Raw genomic sequence first — 19,658 nt, 5'->3', positions numbered from 1 at the left:
CCCGGCATTGGACGCTTCTTCCCAGCTTTAGGCTTCAAGCAACGCGCTGACCTGCAGGATGCTGGCGGGAGATTCAAAGCTGGGAAATCGGGGCGCGAGAGAGGATGCGGGCGGCGGGAGATTTCAAAGCTGGGAAATCGGGGCGCGAGAGGGATGCGGGCGGCGGGAGATTCAAAGCTGGGAGATTGGGCGGGAGAGGGCGCGGGCTGCGGATAAGGGGGCGGGGAGAGGGACGCGGGTTGCGGATTTGGGACGTGGGCTGGGGATGAGGGAGAGGGGCATGCGGGCACATGCTGGCGAGCGGGAGGCCGGACAGGGCTCCTGCCGGACGAGGTCAGGGGCGTAGCTGCGCTGGATGGCGTTGAGGGCGGTTTCATAGGCGGCTTCCCAGTCCATGCCGGGGAGGCCGGCGCCGGCGAGTTCGAGGCTGACGAGTCCGTGGACCTGGCCCCAGATGGCGGCGGCCACGAGGGGGACGGGTTCGTTAGAGCCTGCGGCGGCGAGGGTGGCTTCGACCGCTTCGTAGAGCGGCTCGATGGAGGATGCTGCGACCTCCGGGGTCGCTTCGCAGGGCACCGGGGAGCCGAGCGGGCTGCTGAACATCAGGGCGTAGAACGAGCGGTGCTCCAGGGCCCACTGCCGGTAGGCGAGCCCGAGTCCGCGCAGGCCGCGGGGTGCCGCCGCGCGCTGGGATTCGCCGAAGGAGCGGAAGGCATCGTCGAGCACGGCGGTCAGCAGCTGGGGCTTGCCGCCGAAGAGCGAATACACGGCCGTGGTCGAGGTCCCGGCCGCGGCGGCGACGTCGCGCAGCGCCACCCTCGCCGGGCCGTCGGCCGCGACGAGTTCGGCGGTGGCCTCGAGCAGCCGCTGGCGGAGGTCTGCATCGTAAACAGGGGGTCTTGCCATGGGTCCCATTATTCCATAACATTGTTTTGTAACGCTGTTATGGAACGGCTGAAGAACGGAAGCGCGGCGATGGTCAGGCAGGTGCATTGGGGCAAGCAGGTGCGCGGGGCAAGGCAGCGGGAGGGGAACGGCGATGAGCGAGGCAAGGGAAGTGGGCCGGAAGGTGGAGCCGGGGAGGTTCACTGCGGCTCCGGAAGAAGCGGTGACGGTTTTCCTGATCGGGATGCGGGCCAATCGATGGTGGAAGGTTCCGGCGGTCATGAGGACGGCGTCGGCGATGCCGAGGATGCTGCGGTATCTGGCGGAGAATCCCGAAGCGGGGATGCTCGGGTTCCATTCGTGGTTCGGGCGGACCACCGTGATGCTGAGTTATTGGAAGAGCCCGGAGCACCTCCAGCGGTTTGCGGCGGATCGCGATGCCCCGCACCTCGAGCCGTGGCGCCGGTTCATGAAGGAGTCGGCGGGTTCGGGCGACGTCGGCGTCTGGCACGAGACCTACCAGGTAGCCGCGGCCGACCAGGAGTCGGTCTACAGCGACATGCCAGCCTTCGGGTTGGCGGCGGCGACCCGGCGCGTGCCGATCGGCCGCGGCAGCAACACGGCCCGGCAGCGGCTCGGGGCGCAGCCGGGTCGGGGCAGCAGCCGGACGTCCGTCGAGGGAGGCGTAACTCCGCGCTGAGTCCCTGGTGGGAGGAGCGGCTGCTCAGGAAGGGGAGTGAGCAGCTGCCCGCTGAGTCCTCCCGGGCACTGCGGCGGGCATCCGCCGTCGTTGGTGGAAATTCCCAATCAACTGATTGACAGCTCCGCCCACTCTGGGCTGCAATGGTGCGTGTGACCCAATCGATCGATTGGCACCCATGACTGCGGCAGCGGGAAAGCGTGGTGACCGTGAACCTTGGCAAGGTCCAGCAGGCGGCGGTTTCGCTCTTCGCCACCCGCGGTTTCGCGGCCACCGGGATCCGCGACCTGGGGGCGGCGGCCGGCATCAACTCGGCGACGCTCTACCACTATGTGGGCAGCAAGGAAGACCTGCTGGTCAGCATCATGCGCGACTGCCTCGACGAGATGATCCGTTCCGGCTCCGAGGCCCTGCGCGGCAGCGCAGAGCCGGCCATTCAGCTGGCCGGGCTGATCTCCTCGCACGTGGGGCTGACGGCGACCAACCAGCTCACCGCGCGGGTTGCCGAGTACGAGATGCGGGCGCTGTCCGAGACCAACCGCCCCGCCATGCAGGCGCTCCGCGACGAGTACGAGTCGCTCTTCGCGCAGGTGCTTGAACGCGGCGCGCGCGTCGGCGCCTTCAACACCGAGGACCTGACGATGACCCGCCTGGCGCTGATGGAGATGGGGACGGGTGTCGCCCACTGGTTCCGCGCGGACGGGCGGCTGCGGCTCGAGGAGGTGCAGCAGTATTTCGTGAGCATGGCCTGCCGCATCCTGGCGGTCGACGGCGCCCTGCTCGACGGCGTCGACTTCGTGGTTGCACCCCGCCGGCTGGCCAGTGAGCCGGATCCTCCGCAGCCGCGTGCCAACGTTTCCTGACCCGCCACCGGCCCCACTGGACCCGCACGCCCGCGACGAAAAGGACAGCATGGACACTCTGACCAGCAGGGTCGATACGACGGACCCCGATTTCCTGCAGAATGCCAAGCGGCAGTCGGCGCTCGTCGATGAGCTGCGGGAGCGCCTGGCGCGGGCTGCCCTGGGCGGCCCGGAGAAATCGCGCCAACGCCACGTGGACCGCGGCAAGCTGCTGCCGCGCCAGCGGGTCGACATGCTGCTGGATGAGGGCTCTCCGTTCCTCGAGATCGCGCCGCTCGCCGCCGAGGACATGTACGGCGGCGAAAGCCCCGGCGCCGGGATCATCGCCGGGATCGGCCTGGTCCACGGGCGCCACGTGCTGGTCATCTCCAACGACGCGACGGTCAAGGGCGGCACGTACTTCCCGATGACGGTGAAGAAGCACCTGCGGGCCCAGGAAATCGCGCTGGAGAACGGCCTGCCCTGCGTCTACCTGGTGGACTCCGGCGGCGCGTTCCTGCCGATGCAGGACGAGGTCTTTCCGGACCGGGACCACTTCGGCCGGATCTTCTACAACCAGGCCAACCTGTCGGCGCGGAAGATTCCGCAGATCGCCGCCGTCCTGGGATCCTGCACGGCGGGCGGCGCCTACGTTCCGGCGATGAGCGACGAGACGGTGATTGTCCGCGACCAGGGCACGATCTTCCTGGGCGGACCGCCGCTGGTGAAGGCGGCGATCGGGGAGATCGTCACGGCGGAGGAGCTGGGCGGCGGCGAGCTGCACGCCAAGACCTCCGGCGTCGTCGACCATCTGGCGGAGAATGACGCGCACGCGCTGTCGATCGTCCGCAACATCATCGAGACGCTGCCGCCTACCCCGGCGCCGGCGTGGAACATCGAGGCCCAGCCTGCCGAACCCGTGGCGGATCCCGCCGAGCTCTACGGTGCCGTGCCGACCGACGTCAACGCGTCCTACGACGTCCACGAGGTCATCGCCCGGATCACCGACGGCAGCCGCTTCCACGAGTTCAAGGCCGGCTACGGCAGCACCCTGGTCACCGGGTTCGCGCGGATCCACGGCCACAAGGTCGGCATCGTCGCCAACAACGGCGTGCTCTTCTCCGAGTCGGCGCTCAAGGGGGCGCACTTCATCGAGCTCTGCGACCAGCGCGGCATTCCGCTGCTGTTCCTGCAGAACATCGCCGGCTTCATGGTGGGCCGCGATTACGAGGCCGACGGCATCGCCAAGCACGGCGCCAAGATGGTCACCGCCGTCGCCACGACCCGCGTGCCCAAGCTGACGGTGGTGATCGGCGGGTCCTTCGGTGCCGGCAACTACTCCATGTGCGGCCGCGCGTATTCGCCGCGCTTCCTGTGGATGTGGCCCGCCGCCCGGATCTCCGTGATGGGCGGCAACCAGGCGTCGTCGGTCCTGGCCACCGTGAAGCGGGACCAGCTCGAGGGGGCCGGCCAGGACTGGAGCGCGGAGGACGAGGAGGCCTTCAAGGACCCCATCAGGCAGCAGTACGAGGCGCAGGGCAACCCCTACTACTCGACGGCGCGGCTCTGGGACGACGGCGTCATCGACCCGGCCGACACCCGCCGCGTGCTGGGCATGGCCCTGGACGTCTGCGCCCGCCAACCCCTGCCGGAGACGTCCTTCGGCGTCTTCCGCATGTAGCCGAGAGAACGGACCAATCGTGGACAATCCACTCTTCGACACGGTGCTCGTGGCCAACCGCGGGGAAATCGCCGTCCGCGTCATCCGCACCCTGAGGCCCCTCGGCATCCGCTCCATTGCCGTGTACTCGGACGCCGACGCGGGCGCGCGCCACGTGGCCGAGGCCGATGCCGCGGTGCGGATCGGGCCGGGCCCGGCCGCCGAGAGCTACCTCAGCATCGACGCGATCCTCGAGGCCTGCCGCCGCAGCGGCGCCCGGGCCGTGCACCCGGGCTACGGCTTCCTCTCCGAGAATGCCGGCTTCGGCCGCGCGCTCGCCGACGCCGGGATCACGTTCATCGGGCCGGACGTCGCTTCGCTCAACGCGATGGGGGACAAGATCCGGGCCAAGAACCACGTGGCCGGCTACGGGGTTCCCGTGGTTCCGGGGATCGCCAGGCCCGGGATGACCGACGAGGACCTGGCGGCCGCGGCGGCGAACGTGGGCTTCCCGCTCCTGATCAAACCGTCGGCGGGCGGCGGCGGCAAGGGGATGTTCGTCGTCGAATCCGCCGCCGAGCTGCCCGGCGCCCTGGCCAGCGCCCGCCGCACAGCCCGCAGCGCCTTCGGCGACGACACCCTCTTCCTCGAGCGGCTGGTCCGCCGGCCGCGCCACATCGAGGTGCAGGTCCTGGCCGACCGCCACGGCAACACGGTGCACCTCGGCGAACGCGAGTGCTCGCTGCAGCGGCGGCACCAGAAGGTGATCGAAGAGGCGCCGTCGCCTTTGCTGGAGGGCAATAACGACGGCGGCCGGATCCGTTCCGCGATCGGCGCGGCTGCCGTGGCGGCGGCACGCTCCGTGGACTACGTGGGCGCCGGCACCGTGGAGTTCCTGGTCAGCGACGAAAGCCCCGGGGAGTTCTTCTTTATGGAGATGAACACCCGCCTGCAGGTGGAGCATCCGGTCACCGAGGAAGTCGTGCGCATCCGGGGCCAGCGCGTTGACCTAGTGGAATGGCAAGTCCGCATCGCTGCCGGACAGGCCCTCGACTTCACGCAGGAGGACGTGGGGCTGGAGGGGCACGCCGTCGAGGCCCGCGTGTACGCCGAGGACGCGGCCCGCGGCTTCGTGCCGTCCACGGGCACCGTCCTGGGGGTGGCCGAGCCGTCCGGCGAGCACGTCCGCGTCGACAGTTCGCTGCGGGACGGCCTCGAGGTGCCGGCCTTCTACGATCCCATGCTGGCCAAGGTCGTCGCCTGGGGCCGGAACCGCGCGCAGTCCCTGGCCCTCCTGGACCGGGCGCTCGCGGACACCGTCATCCTGGGCGTGCTGACCAACATCGAATACCTGCGGCTGCTGATCAACGACCCCGAGGTGGCGGCCGGCCGGCTGGACACGGACCTCATCGGCCGGAAGATGCCGGTGATGGAGTTCCACACGCCGTCCTGCGCCGAGCTGGCGGTGGCGGTGCACGTTGCCAATGCGGCAGGCGGGAACGACGGCGGTGCCCGGGGGCGGGGGAGCGGGAACGACGGCGGTGCCTGGCGCCTCGACGGTTGGCGCCTCGGGGAGGCGGCCAGCGCGCCGCAGCACTTCGAGGCGGGGCAGCAGGTCCACGACGTGGCCTATCGCCGCGTCCCCGGCGGCTCGGTCGTGGTCATCGACGGGCAGGAGCTGGTGGTGACCCGGACGGGTGCCGGCCTGGCGGTCGACGGGCTGTGGCAGCGCCTTTACACCGCCGTGGCGGCCGACGGCACGGTGTGGCTGAGCCGCGAGGGCTGGACTGCAGGAATCAGGCGGCTCCACCGGGCCGAGATGCTGGCCCGCGAACTGGCCGCCATTGACCGAGGCAGCGGCGCCCTTTCCCCCGAAGTTCGTTCCCCCATGCCGGGGACCGTGATCGCGGTGCAGGTCAGCGACGGGGAACAGGTCGCGGCGGGCCAGGTGCTGGCCTCCGTCGAAGCCATGAAGATGGAGCACCCGCTGCTGTCCCCGGGGGACGGCGTCGTCCGAATGGGAAGCCTGAAGGTCGGCGACCTGGTTAAGGCCAACCAGCTGGTCGCCACGGTCCAGCTCGATCACGGCGAAACCGACGGCGGGCAGCAGGGAGCCGTCCCGACCGAGTTTGAGCCCAGCGCATGAGCCCCGGGGACTTCACGATGGGCCCGGCCATCCTGTTCTGCCCGGCCGACCGATCGGACCGCTACGCCAAGGCGCTGGAACGGGCGGACGCCGTCGTTATTGACCTGGAGGACGCCGTCGCGGCGGACAACCGCGCGGCCGCACGGCGGATACTGATTGAACACCCGGTGGATCCGGCGCGCACGATCGTACGGGTGAATCCGGCCGGCAGCGCGGACTTCGCTGCGGACCTGGCCGCGCTCCGGGACACCGACTATCGCACCGTCATGCTCGCGAAGACCGAAACGCCCGGCGACCTGGCCGCGGTGGCCGACCACGCCGTCGTCGCCCTCTGCGAAACGGCGCTTGGCGTCCTGAATGCGCCGCAGATCGCGGCGGCACAGAACGTGGTTGCCCTCATGTGGGGCGCCGAGGACCTGGTCGCGTCGCTGGGCGGTTCCTCGTCCCGCGGCGGTTCCGGCGGCTACCGGGACGTCGCGCTCCATGCCCGGTCGCAGGTCCTGCTGGCGGCCGGGGCCTTCGGGAAGGTAGCCATCGATTCGGTGTACCTCGACATTGCCGACCACGAGGGCCTGCTGGCGGAGGCCATCGATGCGCAGGCCTCGGGCTTCGGCGCGAAGGCGTCGATCCACCCGGGCCAGATGGGCGTCATCCGGCAGGCCTTCACGCCGACGGCGGAGCAGGTGGAGCGGGCCCGGCGCGTGCTGGAGGCGGCCGAAACCGCCGGCGGGGTCTTCACGTTCGAGGGGCAGATGGTGGACGAGCCGCTGCTCCGGCACGCACGCGCCACGCTCGCGCGGGCGGCCCGGGCCTAGCCGGAAGACGCGAGGCGGTCGAGCCGCTGACGGGCGAAGGCTTCGCTCGTCGGCCGGCCGCCGAGCCCGTGCGCGGCGAGGCGCAGGACCAGCCGGGTGGCGAACCGGACGGGCAGCGGGACGGGACCCAGCGAGGCCTTCCGCAGCCCGAGCAGTTCGCGGTAGCGCGCGGGAAGCGTGTCCACCGTGCCGGCGAACAGGATCCGGTAGCCGAGCCGCTGCAATCCGCGGAACGGCGGGTGCCGGATGAACTCGACGGAGGCCTCCAGCTTGGCGTCGTTCAGGAGGTCCGGCGCGAAGGCCGCCAGTTGCTCGTCCAGCTCCGCGCGGGTGCGCGGCGGATCCGGGACCCGCATCAGCTCGCCGGCGATGGCCCACTCGGCGATGTACCGGTCCTCGCCGCCGGGAATCGGGCCGCTGTAGGCCGCGTGGGCGGCCAGGAACGCCTCCATGAAGGCGAGATGCACCCACTTGAGCAGCTGCGGGTCGTTCGCCGAGTAGTGCTGCGTGGCGCCGCGGGCGTCGGTGTAGGTGCCGCGGACCCGCTCGTGCAGCCTGAGGACCCGCTCGCAGGCGGTCCGCGCGGTCTCCGTGTCGCCGTAGGTCACGGTCATGATCCAGCGGCCGGTGGCCGCCAGCCTGACGAACGGCTGCGTCTTGAACATCGAGTAATCGTCGACGCCGGCCAGGGCGCCGGGATGCAGCGACTGGATCAGCAGGGCCCCGACGCCGCCGGCGAGGGTAGCGATGTTGCCGTGCACTGCCCACACCGCCGAGTCCGGCGCGAAGAAGCCGGGATCCGTTCCCTCGGCGAGTTCCCGCGCCCACTGCGGCACGCCGGGAGAGCCGGAGACGGTCTTCCGGAGGTCCTGCCGGCGAGCTTCAAGGAGGCCCATGGGTTCATTATCGGTCGGCGGCCCCGCGCTGTCATCGGCTCCCGTGCGGGGTCGCAGAATGTGGGCTTAAAGGGGCGAGGGGAGGCCGCCCATGGCCGGGCGGCCTCCCCTCCAGCGGAGTTCCTGCTCAGCAGAGTTCCTACTTCGCGAGGAGCTCCGGGTAGTACTTCTCGGTGACGTCCGGGTGCGCGCGGAGGCGGCCCTTGAGCATGTTGGCGCCGAAGCTGGCCAGCATGGGGTTGTCCGGATCGTCGGACAGGCCGCGGGACTCGGCCTTCAGCTCAGGGGAGAGCGGGACCGGGTCGATCACGGCGTCGAGGCGGGGCGACCAGAAGAACGGCACGGAGTAGCGGTCCACGCCGGGCGGCGGGGCCTGGACGCGGTGGATGGTCGCGGTGACGTAGCCTTCGGTCGCGACCTCGAGCATCTCGCCGAGGTTGACCACGAGGGCGCCCTCGATCGGTTCGACCGGGAGCCACTCGGTGGTGCCGGGAGGCTGGACCTCGAGGCCGCCGACCATGTCCTGCAGCAGCAGGGTAACGAAGCCGTAGTCGGCGTGGATGCCGACGCCCTGGTCGCCGGCCGCCTCGACGACGCCGCCGACGTAGTGCACCAGCTTGCCCATCCAGTGCGGGGTGCCCTGGAACGGCTCGTCGAAGTAGTTCTCGGGCAGGCCGAGGCCGACGCCGATGCCGGAGAGCAGTTCCTGGCCGACCTTGGACATCAGGTCCGCCCAGGCCATCGCCTTCTCGCGGAGGTCAGGCTGGACCTCGTCGGGCCACTGGTTGGGCCCGCGCAGCAGCCAGTACGGCTGGTCCGCGGGGTAGTCGTCGACCGGCTCGCTCTCCGGCGAGTAGTCCAGCTGCTCCCGCGCGTCGGCGCGGCCCTGGGTCCGCTCGGTGCCCATCCGGGTGTAGCCGCGGAAGTGCGGGGAGTTGCGGTTGTCCAGCTTGAGCCGCTCCTCCAAGGGCAAGTCGAAGAACCGCTTGATGGCATCGAAGAGCTCGGCAACCTGGTGCTCGCCGGCGCCGTAACCGGTGATCTGGAAGAAGCCGACGCGGTGTGCGGCGTCGCGCAGCTGGTCGATGAAGACGGGGTTGAAAGTGCCGTCTTCAAGCCGCGCGGTGCTGAGGTCTAGAACAGGTATGGTCCCCTGATTGTTTGACATGCAGGCACAGTAGCACCGGGGCTGCGTCACATGCGCGCGTCGATTACGCCCTGTGTCTTCGCCCGTGTTAGTGGTTTGCGCGAGCGGTCCGGGGAGCGCAGTCCGCAGGCGGTCAAAGGGCCCTGGCGATGGCCGCCCAGGTCCGCAGGAAGGCGTTTCCGGCCTCCTCGTGGATGGCCTTGGGCAGCCCCAGGTGCGCGGCAGTCAGGACCGGGTAGGGCTTGAGCGGCACCCCGTCGTCGGGCCTTACATCCACGTGCACGACGGCGTGCCCGCTGTGGTGAAGCTGGTCCGCCATGGCGTAATCGGTGCGCGAGTCTCCCATGGTCCGCCAGGCGTGCGGGATGACGCCCTCGGCGGCGAGCATCTCCAGCGCGCGCTGGGCACCGAGGTCCTTGCCCAGCCGGACGGACTCGATGTCCGTGGCGATGATGGTCGGGTCCAGCCGGTAGTCCACCCGGTCGTCGCTGTTGGGCACGTGGTGGTCCAGCCGGCTGACGCCCAGGTCGAAGCGGGCCATCAGCTTTAGCGCGTCCGCGTCGAAGGCCTCCCGCTCCTGCAGGTAGTCCGTGTTCTCTACCTCGATGAGCTGCTCTACGGAGACCATGGACCGTTTGGTCTCGTCGAAGAACATGTGGCTGGAGTAGCGCGACTGGACCAGGTTGCGGACTTCGGCCGCGTAGTCCTGCGGGACCGCGAGCGAACGGTCGACGTGCAGGGTTCCCGGCCCGTCCGCGCCGAAGCTGAACCACACGGCGCCCTTCTCGCAGACGGCATGGAACCGGATGCCGCCCGGGATCCCGGCAGCCAGGAGCGGCTCCATGATCTCCTCGCGGATGAAGGTGTCGGAGCGGCCGGTGTTGAAGACCACCGGCCAGCCGTTTGCAGCCATGGTGAGCAGCGAGTGGATGATGCCCGACGGTACGGTCCGGGTCACCGGGCTGGCGATCGGACCGTCGACGTCCAGCAGCAGGCCGATGGGAGGTTGGACACGCCGGCGCTCGGTCCCCGCGGTGAGAGTCATAGCTCCATTATCACCACCAGCCGGTGCACCGCAGATCAGGGAGTCCCTGAGTTTTTACAAGGTTCCCGGACAAAGCTGTCATGCACCACCATCCACACGTATTGGGGATACGACGATGATGACAGTAGTTGGGGAACAAGCTGTCGCGCCGGGTGCGGTTGAATCGGAAGAGGTTCCAACCGGACTGACGCGACGGGTTTTTGGGGTACTGATGGGCGCCGGCATTGCCGGCATTGTGGGCGGCGGGAGCCTGATCGCGGCCGGACAGCACGCCGATAACGACGGCGGGATCTCCCGCGGCGAGGGAGTCTGGACTTCCTTCGGCAGCGTCCGGATCAACGCAGCCGAACGGCAGGCCCGCAACCCGCAGGTACCAGGAGCGGACCATGCAGCAGCGAATGCGCAGGGCGGACACGGCGGCCATGCGGTCGCCAGCAAAACGGCACAGCCGTTCAACCTGACCTGGGGCGACCACATGATGGTCGAGCTCGAGGTCCACAACGGCCTGGACCGCAAGGTGCTCTTCTCGCCGGGGCAGCTGCGGCTGAAGGTCGGCGCGGTTGGTCCCACGGTGACCAACCGGGGGCCGGGCACCGGCAAGGGCGCGCTGGAGCCGGGCTCCACCTCGCACTTCTGGATCAGCTTCCTGGTCCCGTCCGACGTCCAGGACATCTCTGCCGAGTTCACCGACCCGTGGTCGGACGGCGGCCCGCTGGCCCTGGAACTGCCGGAAGTGCTGCAGCGGCCGGGCTGGCTGGAGGCCGACCATGGCTGAGCATTACGACGACCTGGATGAGGGAACCGTGGAGAATGAAGCGCCGGAGGCGCCGGTCAGCAGGTGGAGCTTCGTCAAGTACGGCACGATAGCCGGCCTCGGTGCGCTTGCGCTCGCCGGCGGCCAGCAGCCTGCCCATGCGGGGACGGCGACGCCAACGCCGACGCCGGAGACGGAGGCGGAGGCGGACGAGGCCGCGCCGGGGACCGAGGCCGAGGCGGGCAACAAAGCCGGGACAACCCCGTCGCCGGAGGCGGAGGCGGAGGCCGGGACGGACACCGAGGCCGAGGCCCAGACCTCGGCCGACGCGGAGGAAGCGGCCGAGGAGGCCGAGGAAGCCGCGGAAGAAGCGGTCGAGGAGGCCGAGGAAGCCGCGGAAGAAGCGGTCGAAGCCGAGAGCGAGTCGGACACCGGGCAGCACAGCTCCAAGCCCGTGCTCGACGTCTACATCAACGAGGGCTACCTCAAGATGGTGGACGATTCGCTCGTCTACCACCGCGGCTTCGGCGACCGTCCCACGGACAAGAACGACGCCGATCCAAGCCTGGCCATCAAGCCTCGCGTTTTCCTCAAGGACGGGGACCTGGTGGCAAGCCGGGTCTACCCGGTGGGGGCGCCGCAACCGCCGCGCGGCACCCCGGAGCCGCTGCGCGCGGACACGTCCAACCCGGGCCAGTACCTGATCCGCCGCGCGTACTGGGGCAGCTTCATGCCCGAGCGAGTGATCGTGGCGGAGACCGGTTCCACCATCCGGCTGCGCGTGCACAACCGGCTGGCCAAGGAACACGAACTGGCCATCCACAAGGCAGGGGACGACGGCGAGGACGTCACCACCGGGAAGATCGCGCCGGGGGAGCACGCCCTCCTGGAGCTGGACGCGCCGGAGCCGGGCATCTACATCTACAGCGATCCCGGGAACCAGCCGGTCGAACGGACGCTGGGGCTGTACGGCGCGCTGGTCGTGATGGACTCGAAGGAACGCTGGTCCATTGGGCCGGGCCTGGCGGAGTTCGAGCGCCAGTGGGTCTGGCTGGCGCACGCGGTAGACCCGGTCTGGGCCGACATCGAAGCCAAGGGCGGCACCGTCGACCCCGCCACCCGGCGGGCCGTGCCGCGCTACTTCACGCTCAACGGCCGCAGCGGCTACGAGTCCATGGGCATGACCCGGGACGAGGAGCTGAACAAGGCATCCGACGAGGAGACCACGATCTCCGGCTATCCGCGCCAGTTCGACGTCCGCCAGTTCGGCGAAGGCTCGGAGCCCGGCTCCCTGCGCGGCGGCCAGTTGGTCCGCATGGTCAACTGCGGGATCGTTTTCCACCAGATGCACTTCCACGGCAACCACCTCTGGACGGTCCGCTGCGACAACGAGAACTGGGAGCGCAGCAGGGGACATGTCGACGAGAACGGGTACCTGTGCTTCCAGCACTGGGAGGACGTCATCCGGCTCAAGGGCATGGAAGTGAAGGAATCCATCATCCCGATCAAGCGGCCGCCGGACGCGATCGACCCGGTGTGGAATGAGCGCAACTCCGACTGGGGCTATCCCATGCACTGCCACTCCGAGTCGTCGCAGACGGCCGCGGGCGGCATGTACCCGGGCGGCCTGACCGCCCACTGGATTATCAAGGGACCATTCAAAGGGGCAGCATCATGATCGAATCGTTGCTTCCGACCAGGCTGACCGCCCGGCAGAAAAAGGAAGCCGAGCGCAAGAAGAAGGAAGCCCTCGCCCGGAAGAAGCGGGAGGCCGAGGCCAAGCGCAAGCGCGAGGCGGAGGCCAAGAAGCGGGCAGAATCCCGCCGCCGCCACGACGAGGCGATGCGCCGCGCGGCGGAGGACCGGCGCAAGCGCGAGGCCGCGGCGAAGAAGCGGCGGGAGGCCGAAGCCAAGCGCAGGCGGGAGGAGGAGGCACGCCGCAAGGCCGCGGCGGAGGCCAAGCGCCGGCGCGAAGAGGAGGAGCGGCGGAAGCGGGAAGAGGAAGCCCGTAAGCGCCGCGAGGAGGCCGAAGCCAACCGGCCCAAGCCGCCGTCGCCCTCGCCGTCGCCGTCGCCCGTGGTCACGCCGCCGCCGGTGGTGCCGGATCCGCAGGACACCACGGCTCCGGCACCGACGCCCACCGAGACGGCCGCTCCGGATCCCACCGATCCGCCGTCGTCCCCTGACCCGGTGGAGACCACGTCTCCGGAACCGGTCGAGACCACGGCTCCGGCCCCGACGCCCACGGAAACGGCTGCGCCCGAGCCGACCGATCCGCCGTCGTCCCCGGACCCCGTGGACCCTGTGGAACCCGAGGAAGAGGCCCGACACCACTTCGACAGCCAGGTCGACTTCAGCTCCAACCAGAACGAGCTGGAGAACCCGATCACCGAGTTCAAGCAGACGCCGAACCTGTTCGTGGACCTCTCGTTCTACGGCACGGACCTGCGGTTCGACGACGGCGCCGAAGTGGAGATGTGGAGCTTCGAAACCGCCAACCAGCGCGAGCAGTTTCCCGGCCCGCTGATCCGGCCGAAGGAAGGCCAGATCTTCCAGGCACACTTCAAGCCGAGCAAGGGCAACCACACCATCCACTGGCACGGGATGGAGCCGGACCCGCGCAACGACGGCGTCGGGCACACCTCGTTCGAAATCGCCGGCGAGTACACCTACCAGTGGCAGCCGGAGAAGGGCCGTCCGGGAGAACCCAACTGGGGCACCGCCGGCACGTACTTCTACCACTGCCACGTCAACACCACGCTGCACGTGCAGATGGGCATGTTCGGGCCGCTGATCATCGACCCGATCGAGGACCCGGCCTACCCGGTCAGCCCGGGCGCGCGGCGGGCGTTCGTGGACGGGCCGGAGTACGACATCGACACCGAGGCCCTTCTGGTCCCGTACTCGATGGCGACCCGCTGGCACGGGATGAACCACGCGGCCGGCCTCTCCGGCGAGGACGCGGGGCTCAACCACTTCGAGCCGAACCACTTCTACCTCCTGGGCGGCGAGCTGGCCCGGAGGCCCAACCGGCGGGAGTCTGTGTGGAGCCTGAAGCAGCTGCGGGCCAACGTCACGGGCGGCAGCAAGAAGCCGACCCTGCTGCGGCTGCTGAACGCCAACTATCTGCCCACGGTGCTGCGGTTCCTGGACTCCTCGGGCAACCCGGTGCCGATGGCGGAAGTCATCGCCCATGACGGTCGGCCGTTCCGCGACACCTCCAACCCGACCGGGCCCTCGAAGCCCTGCCGCGACGTCGGGCAGGAGATGATGACCAGCATGCTGCGCTCCGGGTCGGCCGAGCGCTGGGACCTGATGCTCTTCCCGCCGGCCGCGGGGGAGTACCAGGTGGTCGTCGAATTCCGGAACTGGATCACCGACGAGGTGATCGAGACCCGGACGGTCAAGCTGGTTGCCTCGTAACTCTTTGAGTACGACGGCGGCACGCGCCGAGCGGCGAGTTCCGTTCGGCGCGTGCTTTCCCTACGCTGGTCTGGTGATCTTCAAAGCCGTGGGCGACAGCCGCCCCTACCCTGACCATGGATACGACAGCCCGCGGGACTGGGCCAATGTTCCGCCGCGCCAGGTACGGCTGGATGAGCTCATCACCACCAAGAGCACGCTGGATCTGGCCGCGCTGCTGGCCGAGGACTCCACCTTCTTCGGGGACCTCTTCCCGCACGTGGTCCAGTGGCACGGCGAGCTCTACCTCGAGGACGGCCTGCACCGCGCCGTCCGAACCGCCCTCCACCAGCGCGCGCTGCTCCACGCCCGCGTGCTTGTGCTCAATGACTGAGACCGGCGGGCAGCCGCCCCGCCCCAGGCGCAAGCCGAAGGACATCCTGCGGCTCCGCGGCGAGCGGATCATCACCGAGGATGACCTGGACCGGACCTTCCCGGAGGAGGACGGCGTGGAGACGGAGTACGGGGACCGCCGCCGGCACATCTTCCACGGGACCGTCCTGGTATTCCTGGTCGCCCTGCTGGTCGCCGCCGTGCTGGCCGCGCTCGCCGTGATGCGCGGGGACCTGGTCATTCCGGGCTGGGAGGCGCGCCAGACCGCTGGCGGGCCCAAAGGCTGCCCGACGGGAACCTACGACTACCCGGACAACGGCTCCTTCACGCTCAACATCTACAACGGCACCCGGCTGGAGGGGCTCGCGGGCCAGGCCGCCGAGGTGTTCAAGGAACGGGGCTACAAGATCGGCAAGGTCGAGTCCGTGGACCTCATCCGCCCCGGCGTCGTCGCCGTCATCGTGGCCGGACCGGCAGGAGAGGCCGGCGCCTTCAACCTGCAGCGGAACCTCAAGGGCACCAGCTACAAGCCCGACGCGCGCGGGGACAACAGCGTTGACCTGCTGGTCGGCACGGGCTTCAGGGAACTGGTGCCGGAGGAGCTGGTGGACCAGACCCCTGGCTCGATCAGCTGCCCGCTGCTCACCCCGCAGCCCGCTGCAGGCGGGTAGCCCGGCGCCACGCCGGGCTGATCGCGTCTCCGGGCTGGGCGCGTCACTTGAGCCCGGGGCCGCGCTTCGCTCCGGGTGCCTCGAATCCGGCCGTTCAGGTGAGCGGCCGGGGCACCGGGCGGACGGTGCCGCCGCCAACCACCTCGGTGACGGGCTGTTCGGCGGGGTTTCGGCGGCGGGCCTGGTTGCGGCGGATGGCCTTGTCCAGTTCGACGACGATGGGCACGATCAGCGCCAGGCCGAGGCAGGCCAGCCACTGGCCCCCGCTCAGCGACGTGGTCAGCAGCAGGTTCTGCAGGAAGCCGATCTCCACGGCTGCCACCGTGAAGAGCACCGGGACCGAGAGGATCTTCAGTGCGCTGATGATCGGAGCCCGCAGGCCGGACTCCGGGTCCCGCCGCTTGGCCAAGCTGCCCAGGATCGAGCTGAGCGAAAGCACAACGAACGCCATTGTCAGCGGGATATTGGGTTCGGTGGCGCTCATCGGTCCCGGGGCCAGCAACAGGGCTGCCAGGGTCACCGCGAATCCAACCACGCCATAGACCAGCCACTGGGTGACAGCGCCCGCGTTCGTGATTGGTTCCTTGGTGTTCCGCGGCGGCCTGGACATCAGGTCCGGGGCCGGGGGATCGGTCATGATGACCATCACCGGGAAGATGGTGATGAAAAAGTTGATGAACAGCACCATCGTCGGCGTTAGCGCGACGCCCTGGTTGATGTTGAATATGCTTGCGGTCAGGAACAGGAGCACCAGCGCGAACAGCGCCGACATCTGGTAGCGGACGAAGGAAACGATCTTGTCGTAGATGCTGCGTCCAAGCCGGATGGCGGAGACCAGGGTGCCGAAGTTGTCGTCCGTGAGGATCATGTTGCCGGCCTGCTTGGTCACCTCGCTCCCGGAACCCATGGCCACGCCCACGTCGGCCTGCTTCAGCGCGGCGGCGTCGTTCACGGCGTCGCCGGTCATGGCGACGACGTCGCCGCCCTGCTGCATGAGCCGGGCGAGCCGCAGCTTGTCCTGGGGCGTCACCCGGCCGAAGACGTGGAGCCGGGGCAGCGCGCTGGCGAGATCCTCATCGGACATCGCCTGGATTTCCGCGCCGCTAACGGCGCCGGGGCCCAGTTGGAGCTCGGCCCCGATGGCGGCCGCGGTAATTGCATGGTCACCGGTGATCATCCGCACGTCAATGCCCGCTGCATGGGCCACGCGCACGGCCTCCGCCGCCTCCGTCCGCAGCGGGTCGATGATACCGACCATGCCCACGAAGATCAGCTCCTCCACGAACCGCATCGGCTCGGCAGTCACCTGGGACTCCTGGCCATCCAGGATTCTGGCGGCGAAGGCCAGAACGCGCAATCCCTGCCGGGACAGCGACTCGTTGGCTTCAATGATGTCGCTGCGGACAGTGTCGATGTCGACAGGCCCATCCGGCAGCATCGCCTGACTGCACCGGGCCAGGACCACATCCGGGCCGCCCTTGACCAGTCCGACGAAGTGCGGTCCGTCCGGAAATTCAAGATGGTGGAAGGTCGCCATGAACTTGTAGGCGGAATCAAACGGAACCTCCGCAACGCGCGGATAGGAACGGCGCGTCGTCTCGGCATCGGCGCCCATCTTGGCGGCGAGCACCACCAGCGCGGCTTCCGTCGGGTCGCCGATGACCTCGCCGGTATCCGACACCGTTGCGTCGCTGTCCAGGCACAGGCCGTACGCCAGCTGGGTGAAGTCGGGCACGGGTGAACCGGCCTTTTGCCGGATGGCGCCTGTCTTGGCATAGCCCTCGCCCTGCACGCTGTACCAGTTGCCGCGGAAGTACAGCTGGCGCACCATCATCTGGTTCATGGTCAAGGTGCCGGTTTTGTCCGAGTTGATCGCACTCGTGGCACCGAGTGTCTCGACGTCGCTGAGGTTCTTGACAACGGCCTTATGCTCGGCCAGTTGCTTGGCCCCGTAGGCCAGCATCGCCTGGACGAACGTCGGCATGCCTGTCGGGATGGCCGCGATCGCCATCGACATGCCCACCAGCAGGACCGTCCCGAGCGTCTGCCCCCGGATCACTCCGATGATGATGATGATCGCCACCGCGGACCAGGCGATGATGCCGATCACTTTGGTGAGTCCGTCAAGCTCCCGCTGCAGCGGGGACTTCCCGGGATCCACAGCCGAGAGCATCGACGCGATCTTTCCCATTTCGGTTTGCATGCCGGTTGCGGTGACGACCATCGTCGCCGTCCCGCGCGTGACGGCGGTGTTCTGGAAGACCATGTTGGTCCGGTCACCGAGGCCGGCGTCGGCCACCCCCAGCGTCCCGGGATCCTTGGCGATCGGCGCGCTTTCGCCGGTCAGCGCGGCTTCCTGGGTCTCCAGGGTGGCCGACCTCAGCAGCCGGCCGTCCGCGGGCACCAGGTCGCCAGCTTCGAGGTTGACGATGTCGCCCGGGACGAGCTCGGTCGCGTCTACTTGGAGGAGCGATCCGCCTCGGGTAACGCGCGCCTGCGGAATCTGCATCTTGGCCAAGGCATCGACGCTGGCGCGGGCCTTCAGTTCCTGCTGGGTCCCCAGGACGAGGTTTAGCACTACGAGCACCGCAACGACGATGCCGACCGGGATCTGGTTGATGAGCAGGCTGACCACCACGACGCCCACGAGCATCAGGTTCATTGGGTCCCGCAGCATCCGCAGCGCGACCTTCCAAGGCGAAGCAGGCCGCTCGGCCGCGATCGCGTTGGGCCCGTACCGCGCCAGCCGTTGTTCAGCCTCCGCAGCCGCGAGCCCCAACTGCTCGTCCGTTTCCAGCATGGAGACCGCGGCACTGGAGTCTTTCGTGTGCCAGGACTCGGAGACAGCCGGTCCGGAGGATGTTTCCTGGGTTGCCATGACGGTAGCCCTTACTCTTGGGCGCGGCCTGCGGTCGCATGGGTTCAAGGAGTCCGCCGGATTCGTAACCAGCACGGGGCGGCGGTCAGTAGGCTGCTGGAACCTCACGGGGAAGGTACGTCGGCTCCTGGTAGCCGTTCGGTGCCTGCCGCTTAGGCAGCTTGACATCCGGACTCTTGAGCGGCTCATACGGAATCTGGCTCAGGATATGGCTGATGATGTTGAGCTGCCCACGCTTTTTGTCGTTGGTGTCGGCGATGTGCCACGGTGCCCACGCGGTATCGGTAGCCCGGAACATGTCGTCCCGGGCGCGCGAGTATTCATACCAGCGGCTGTAGGACTTCAGGTCCATGTCCGAAAGCTTCCAGTATTTGCGCGGGTCGTCGATCCGGCTCTGCAACCGCAGGGTCTGCTGCTCGGCCGTGACCTCCAGCCAGTACTTCAGCAGGAGGATTCCCGATTCCACCATGGCCCGCTCGAAGGCCGGAACGATCTCAAGGAACTTCTTCGCCTGTTCATCGGTGCAGAAGCCCATGACCCGCTCCACCCCGGCGCGGTTGTACCAGCTCCGGTCGAAGATGATGATCTCTCCCGCTGCCGGGAAGTGCGACACATACCGCTGGACGTACATCTGCGATTTTTCCCGCTCGGTCGGGGTCGGCAGGGCCACCACGCGGAACACGCGGGGGCTGACGCGGTCAGTGATCGTTTTGATCACCCCGCCCTTGCCGGCGGTGTCCCGGCCTTCGAAGACAATGATGATCTTGGCGCCGGTCCTCTTGGTCCACTCCTGAAGGGCCACCAGCTCGCCCTGCAGTGGTTTGACGAGTTTCTCGAATTCCCGCCGCTTCATGGCGGCGGTTGCCTGGTCGCTGTTGGACTTGCTGCTCCCGGCCTTGCTCTTGTTTCTACCCATAACAGAGAGTCCTCCGCTTGCGCTTGAGCCCTGCCTCTGGAAGGACCGCCCATGCGATCCAGCCGGCCCCGTCACGTGCAGTTGAGCTCGCTCGCCACATCACTGCGCGCGCTCTCGACATCCGCCGCTTCATTTTTCAGGCTGTCCGCGGCCTGCTGCAGCGTGGCGTCATCGGGAATGTCCTCGACGGCCTTGTCCAGCTCATCCCAGGCTTTTTCCAACGCATTGACCCGGTCTTGGGAGACCTCCTCGGCCGCGTCGACCATGTCGTCATAAGTCTTCTGGACTTCATCGCGCGCCGCCTTGACCTGTTCTACCGTCGCGTCCGGGGACAGGCTTTCCTGGAAGCTTTTCAGAGCTGCGCCATGGGCCGCTGCGGCTGTGCAAGCCGTCGAAACGTCCTCCTGTGGGCTGCTGGTGCAGCCCGTGAGCAGCATGACGGCTGTTCCGAGGGTGGCTGCTCCGGCAAGAATCGGCGTTGTCCTCGACATGGGAAACTCCTCTCACG

At 68.6% G+C, this 19,658-nt stretch carries 17 protein-coding genes; 10 read left to right on the top strand and 7 right to left on the bottom strand.

The annotated features are described in order from the left end of the window. Window positions 1-171: 171 nt before the first annotated feature. Window positions 172-906, bottom strand: coding sequence for a TetR-like C-terminal domain-containing protein (locus OC550_RS19705; RefSeq protein WP_262107633.1), 735 nt, complete (start codon window positions 904-906; stop codon window positions 172-174). A gap of 151 nt (window positions 907-1,057) precedes the next feature. Here OC550_RS19705 and OC550_RS19700 point away from each other — a divergent pair, with 151 nt between their 5' ends. From OC550_RS19700 to OC550_RS19680, 5 genes are all read left to right on the top strand, one after another. After that, the gene (locus tag OC550_RS19700) at window positions 1,058-1,585 is read left to right on the top strand and encodes a DUF4188 domain-containing protein (protein WP_262107780.1); all 528 of its coding nucleotides are present in this window, start codon (window positions 1,058-1,060) and stop codon (window positions 1,583-1,585) included. Between the two features lie 203 nt (window positions 1,586-1,788). Next, window positions 1,789-2,448 (top strand): TetR/AcrR family transcriptional regulator, encoded by a 660-nt coding sequence (locus OC550_RS19695; RefSeq protein WP_262107632.1) that lies wholly within the window; start codon window positions 1,789-1,791, stop codon window positions 2,446-2,448. A gap of 49 nt (window positions 2,449-2,497) precedes the next feature. Beyond that, window positions 2,498-4,108: a carboxyl transferase domain-containing protein gene (locus OC550_RS19690; protein ID WP_262107631.1), complete on the top strand. Its 1,611-nt coding sequence runs from the start codon at window positions 2,498-2,500 to the stop codon at window positions 4,106-4,108. A gap of 16 nt (window positions 4,109-4,124) precedes the next feature. Next, entirely contained in the window at window positions 4,125-6,233 is a 2,109-nt protein-coding gene (locus OC550_RS19685; RefSeq protein ID WP_262107779.1) for a biotin carboxylase N-terminal domain-containing protein, read from the top strand. After that, window positions 6,230-7,048, top strand: coding sequence for a CoA ester lyase (locus OC550_RS19680; protein ID WP_262107630.1), 819 nt, complete (start codon window positions 6,230-6,232; stop codon window positions 7,046-7,048). Before OC550_RS19685 ends, OC550_RS19680 begins: the two co-directional genes overlap by 4 nt. Here OC550_RS19680 and OC550_RS19675 read toward each other — a convergent pair. From OC550_RS19675 to OC550_RS19665, 3 genes are all read right to left on the bottom strand, one after another. Beyond that, the gene (locus OC550_RS19675) at window positions 7,045-7,944 is read right to left on the bottom strand and encodes an oxygenase MpaB family protein (protein ID WP_262107629.1); all 900 of its coding nucleotides are present in this window, start codon (window positions 7,942-7,944) and stop codon (window positions 7,045-7,047) included. The genes OC550_RS19680 and OC550_RS19675 overlap by 4 nt on opposite strands. Window positions 7,945-8,083: 139 nt before the next feature. Continuing rightward, entirely contained in the window at window positions 8,084-9,112 is a 1,029-nt protein-coding gene (locus OC550_RS19670) for an isopenicillin N synthase family oxygenase (protein ID WP_262107628.1), read from the bottom strand. A 112-nt stretch (window positions 9,113-9,224) separates the two neighbouring features. Next, window positions 9,225-10,136: a hypothetical protein gene (locus tag OC550_RS19665; RefSeq protein ID WP_262107627.1), complete on the bottom strand. Its 912-nt coding sequence runs from the start codon at window positions 10,134-10,136 to the stop codon at window positions 9,225-9,227. Between the two features lie 211 nt (window positions 10,137-10,347). Here OC550_RS19665 and OC550_RS19660 point away from each other — a divergent pair, with 211 nt between their 5' ends. The 5 genes from OC550_RS19660 (at window position 10,348) to OC550_RS19640 (ending at window position 15,356) form a co-directional block, all read left to right on the top strand. Continuing rightward, window positions 10,348-10,911, top strand: coding sequence for a hypothetical protein (locus OC550_RS19660; protein WP_262107626.1), 564 nt, complete (start codon window positions 10,348-10,350; stop codon window positions 10,909-10,911). Beyond that, window positions 10,904-12,568 carry a multicopper oxidase domain-containing protein gene (locus OC550_RS19655; RefSeq protein ID WP_262107625.1) on the top strand — a complete coding sequence of 555 codons (1,665 nt, stop codon included), beginning with the start codon at window positions 10,904-10,906 and terminating at the stop codon, window positions 12,566-12,568. The genes OC550_RS19660 and OC550_RS19655 overlap by 8 nt, the downstream gene beginning before the upstream one ends. Then, window positions 12,565-14,313, top strand: a complete 1,749-nt coding sequence (locus tag OC550_RS19650) for a multicopper oxidase domain-containing protein (protein ID WP_262107623.1) — start codon at window positions 12,565-12,567, stop codon at window positions 14,311-14,313. Before OC550_RS19655 ends, OC550_RS19650 begins: the two co-directional genes overlap by 4 nt. Window positions 14,314-14,386: 73 nt before the next feature. Next, on the top strand, window positions 14,387-14,686 hold the full coding sequence (locus tag OC550_RS19645) for a type II toxin-antitoxin system VapB family antitoxin (protein WP_262107622.1): 300 nt from the start codon (window positions 14,387-14,389) through the stop codon (window positions 14,684-14,686). Further along, entirely contained in the window at window positions 14,679-15,356 is a 678-nt protein-coding gene (locus OC550_RS19640; protein ID WP_262107621.1) for a LytR C-terminal domain-containing protein, read from the top strand. Before OC550_RS19645 ends, OC550_RS19640 begins: the two co-directional genes overlap by 8 nt. A gap of 94 nt (window positions 15,357-15,450) precedes the next feature. Here OC550_RS19640 and OC550_RS19635 read toward each other — a convergent pair whose 3' ends face one another. The 3 genes from OC550_RS19635 to OC550_RS19625 form a co-directional block, all read right to left on the bottom strand. After that, window positions 15,451-18,234 carry a cation-translocating P-type ATPase gene (locus OC550_RS19635; RefSeq protein WP_262107620.1) on the bottom strand — a complete coding sequence of 928 codons (2,784 nt, stop codon included), beginning with the start codon at window positions 18,232-18,234 and terminating at the stop codon, window positions 15,451-15,453. Window positions 18,235-18,319: 85 nt separating this feature from the next. Next, window positions 18,320-19,150 carry a polyphosphate kinase 2 gene (ppk2, locus tag OC550_RS19630; RefSeq protein WP_262107619.1) on the bottom strand — a complete coding sequence of 277 codons (831 nt, stop codon included), beginning with the start codon at window positions 19,148-19,150 and terminating at the stop codon, window positions 18,320-18,322. 71 nt (window positions 19,151-19,221) lie between these two features. Then, window positions 19,222-19,641, bottom strand: a complete 420-nt coding sequence (locus tag OC550_RS19625) for a hypothetical protein (RefSeq protein WP_262107618.1) — start codon at window positions 19,639-19,641, stop codon at window positions 19,222-19,224. Between the last annotated feature and the right edge of the window lie 17 nt (window positions 19,642-19,658).

The organism is Arthrobacter sp. Marseille-P9274 (assembly GCF_946892675.1).
In the GTDB taxonomy this organism is placed as follows: domain Bacteria; phylum Actinomycetota; class Actinomycetes; order Actinomycetales; family Micrococcaceae; genus Crystallibacter.
Note: the sequence above shows the minus strand (reverse complement) of the source record. Positions and strands in the feature narration are given on the sequence as shown.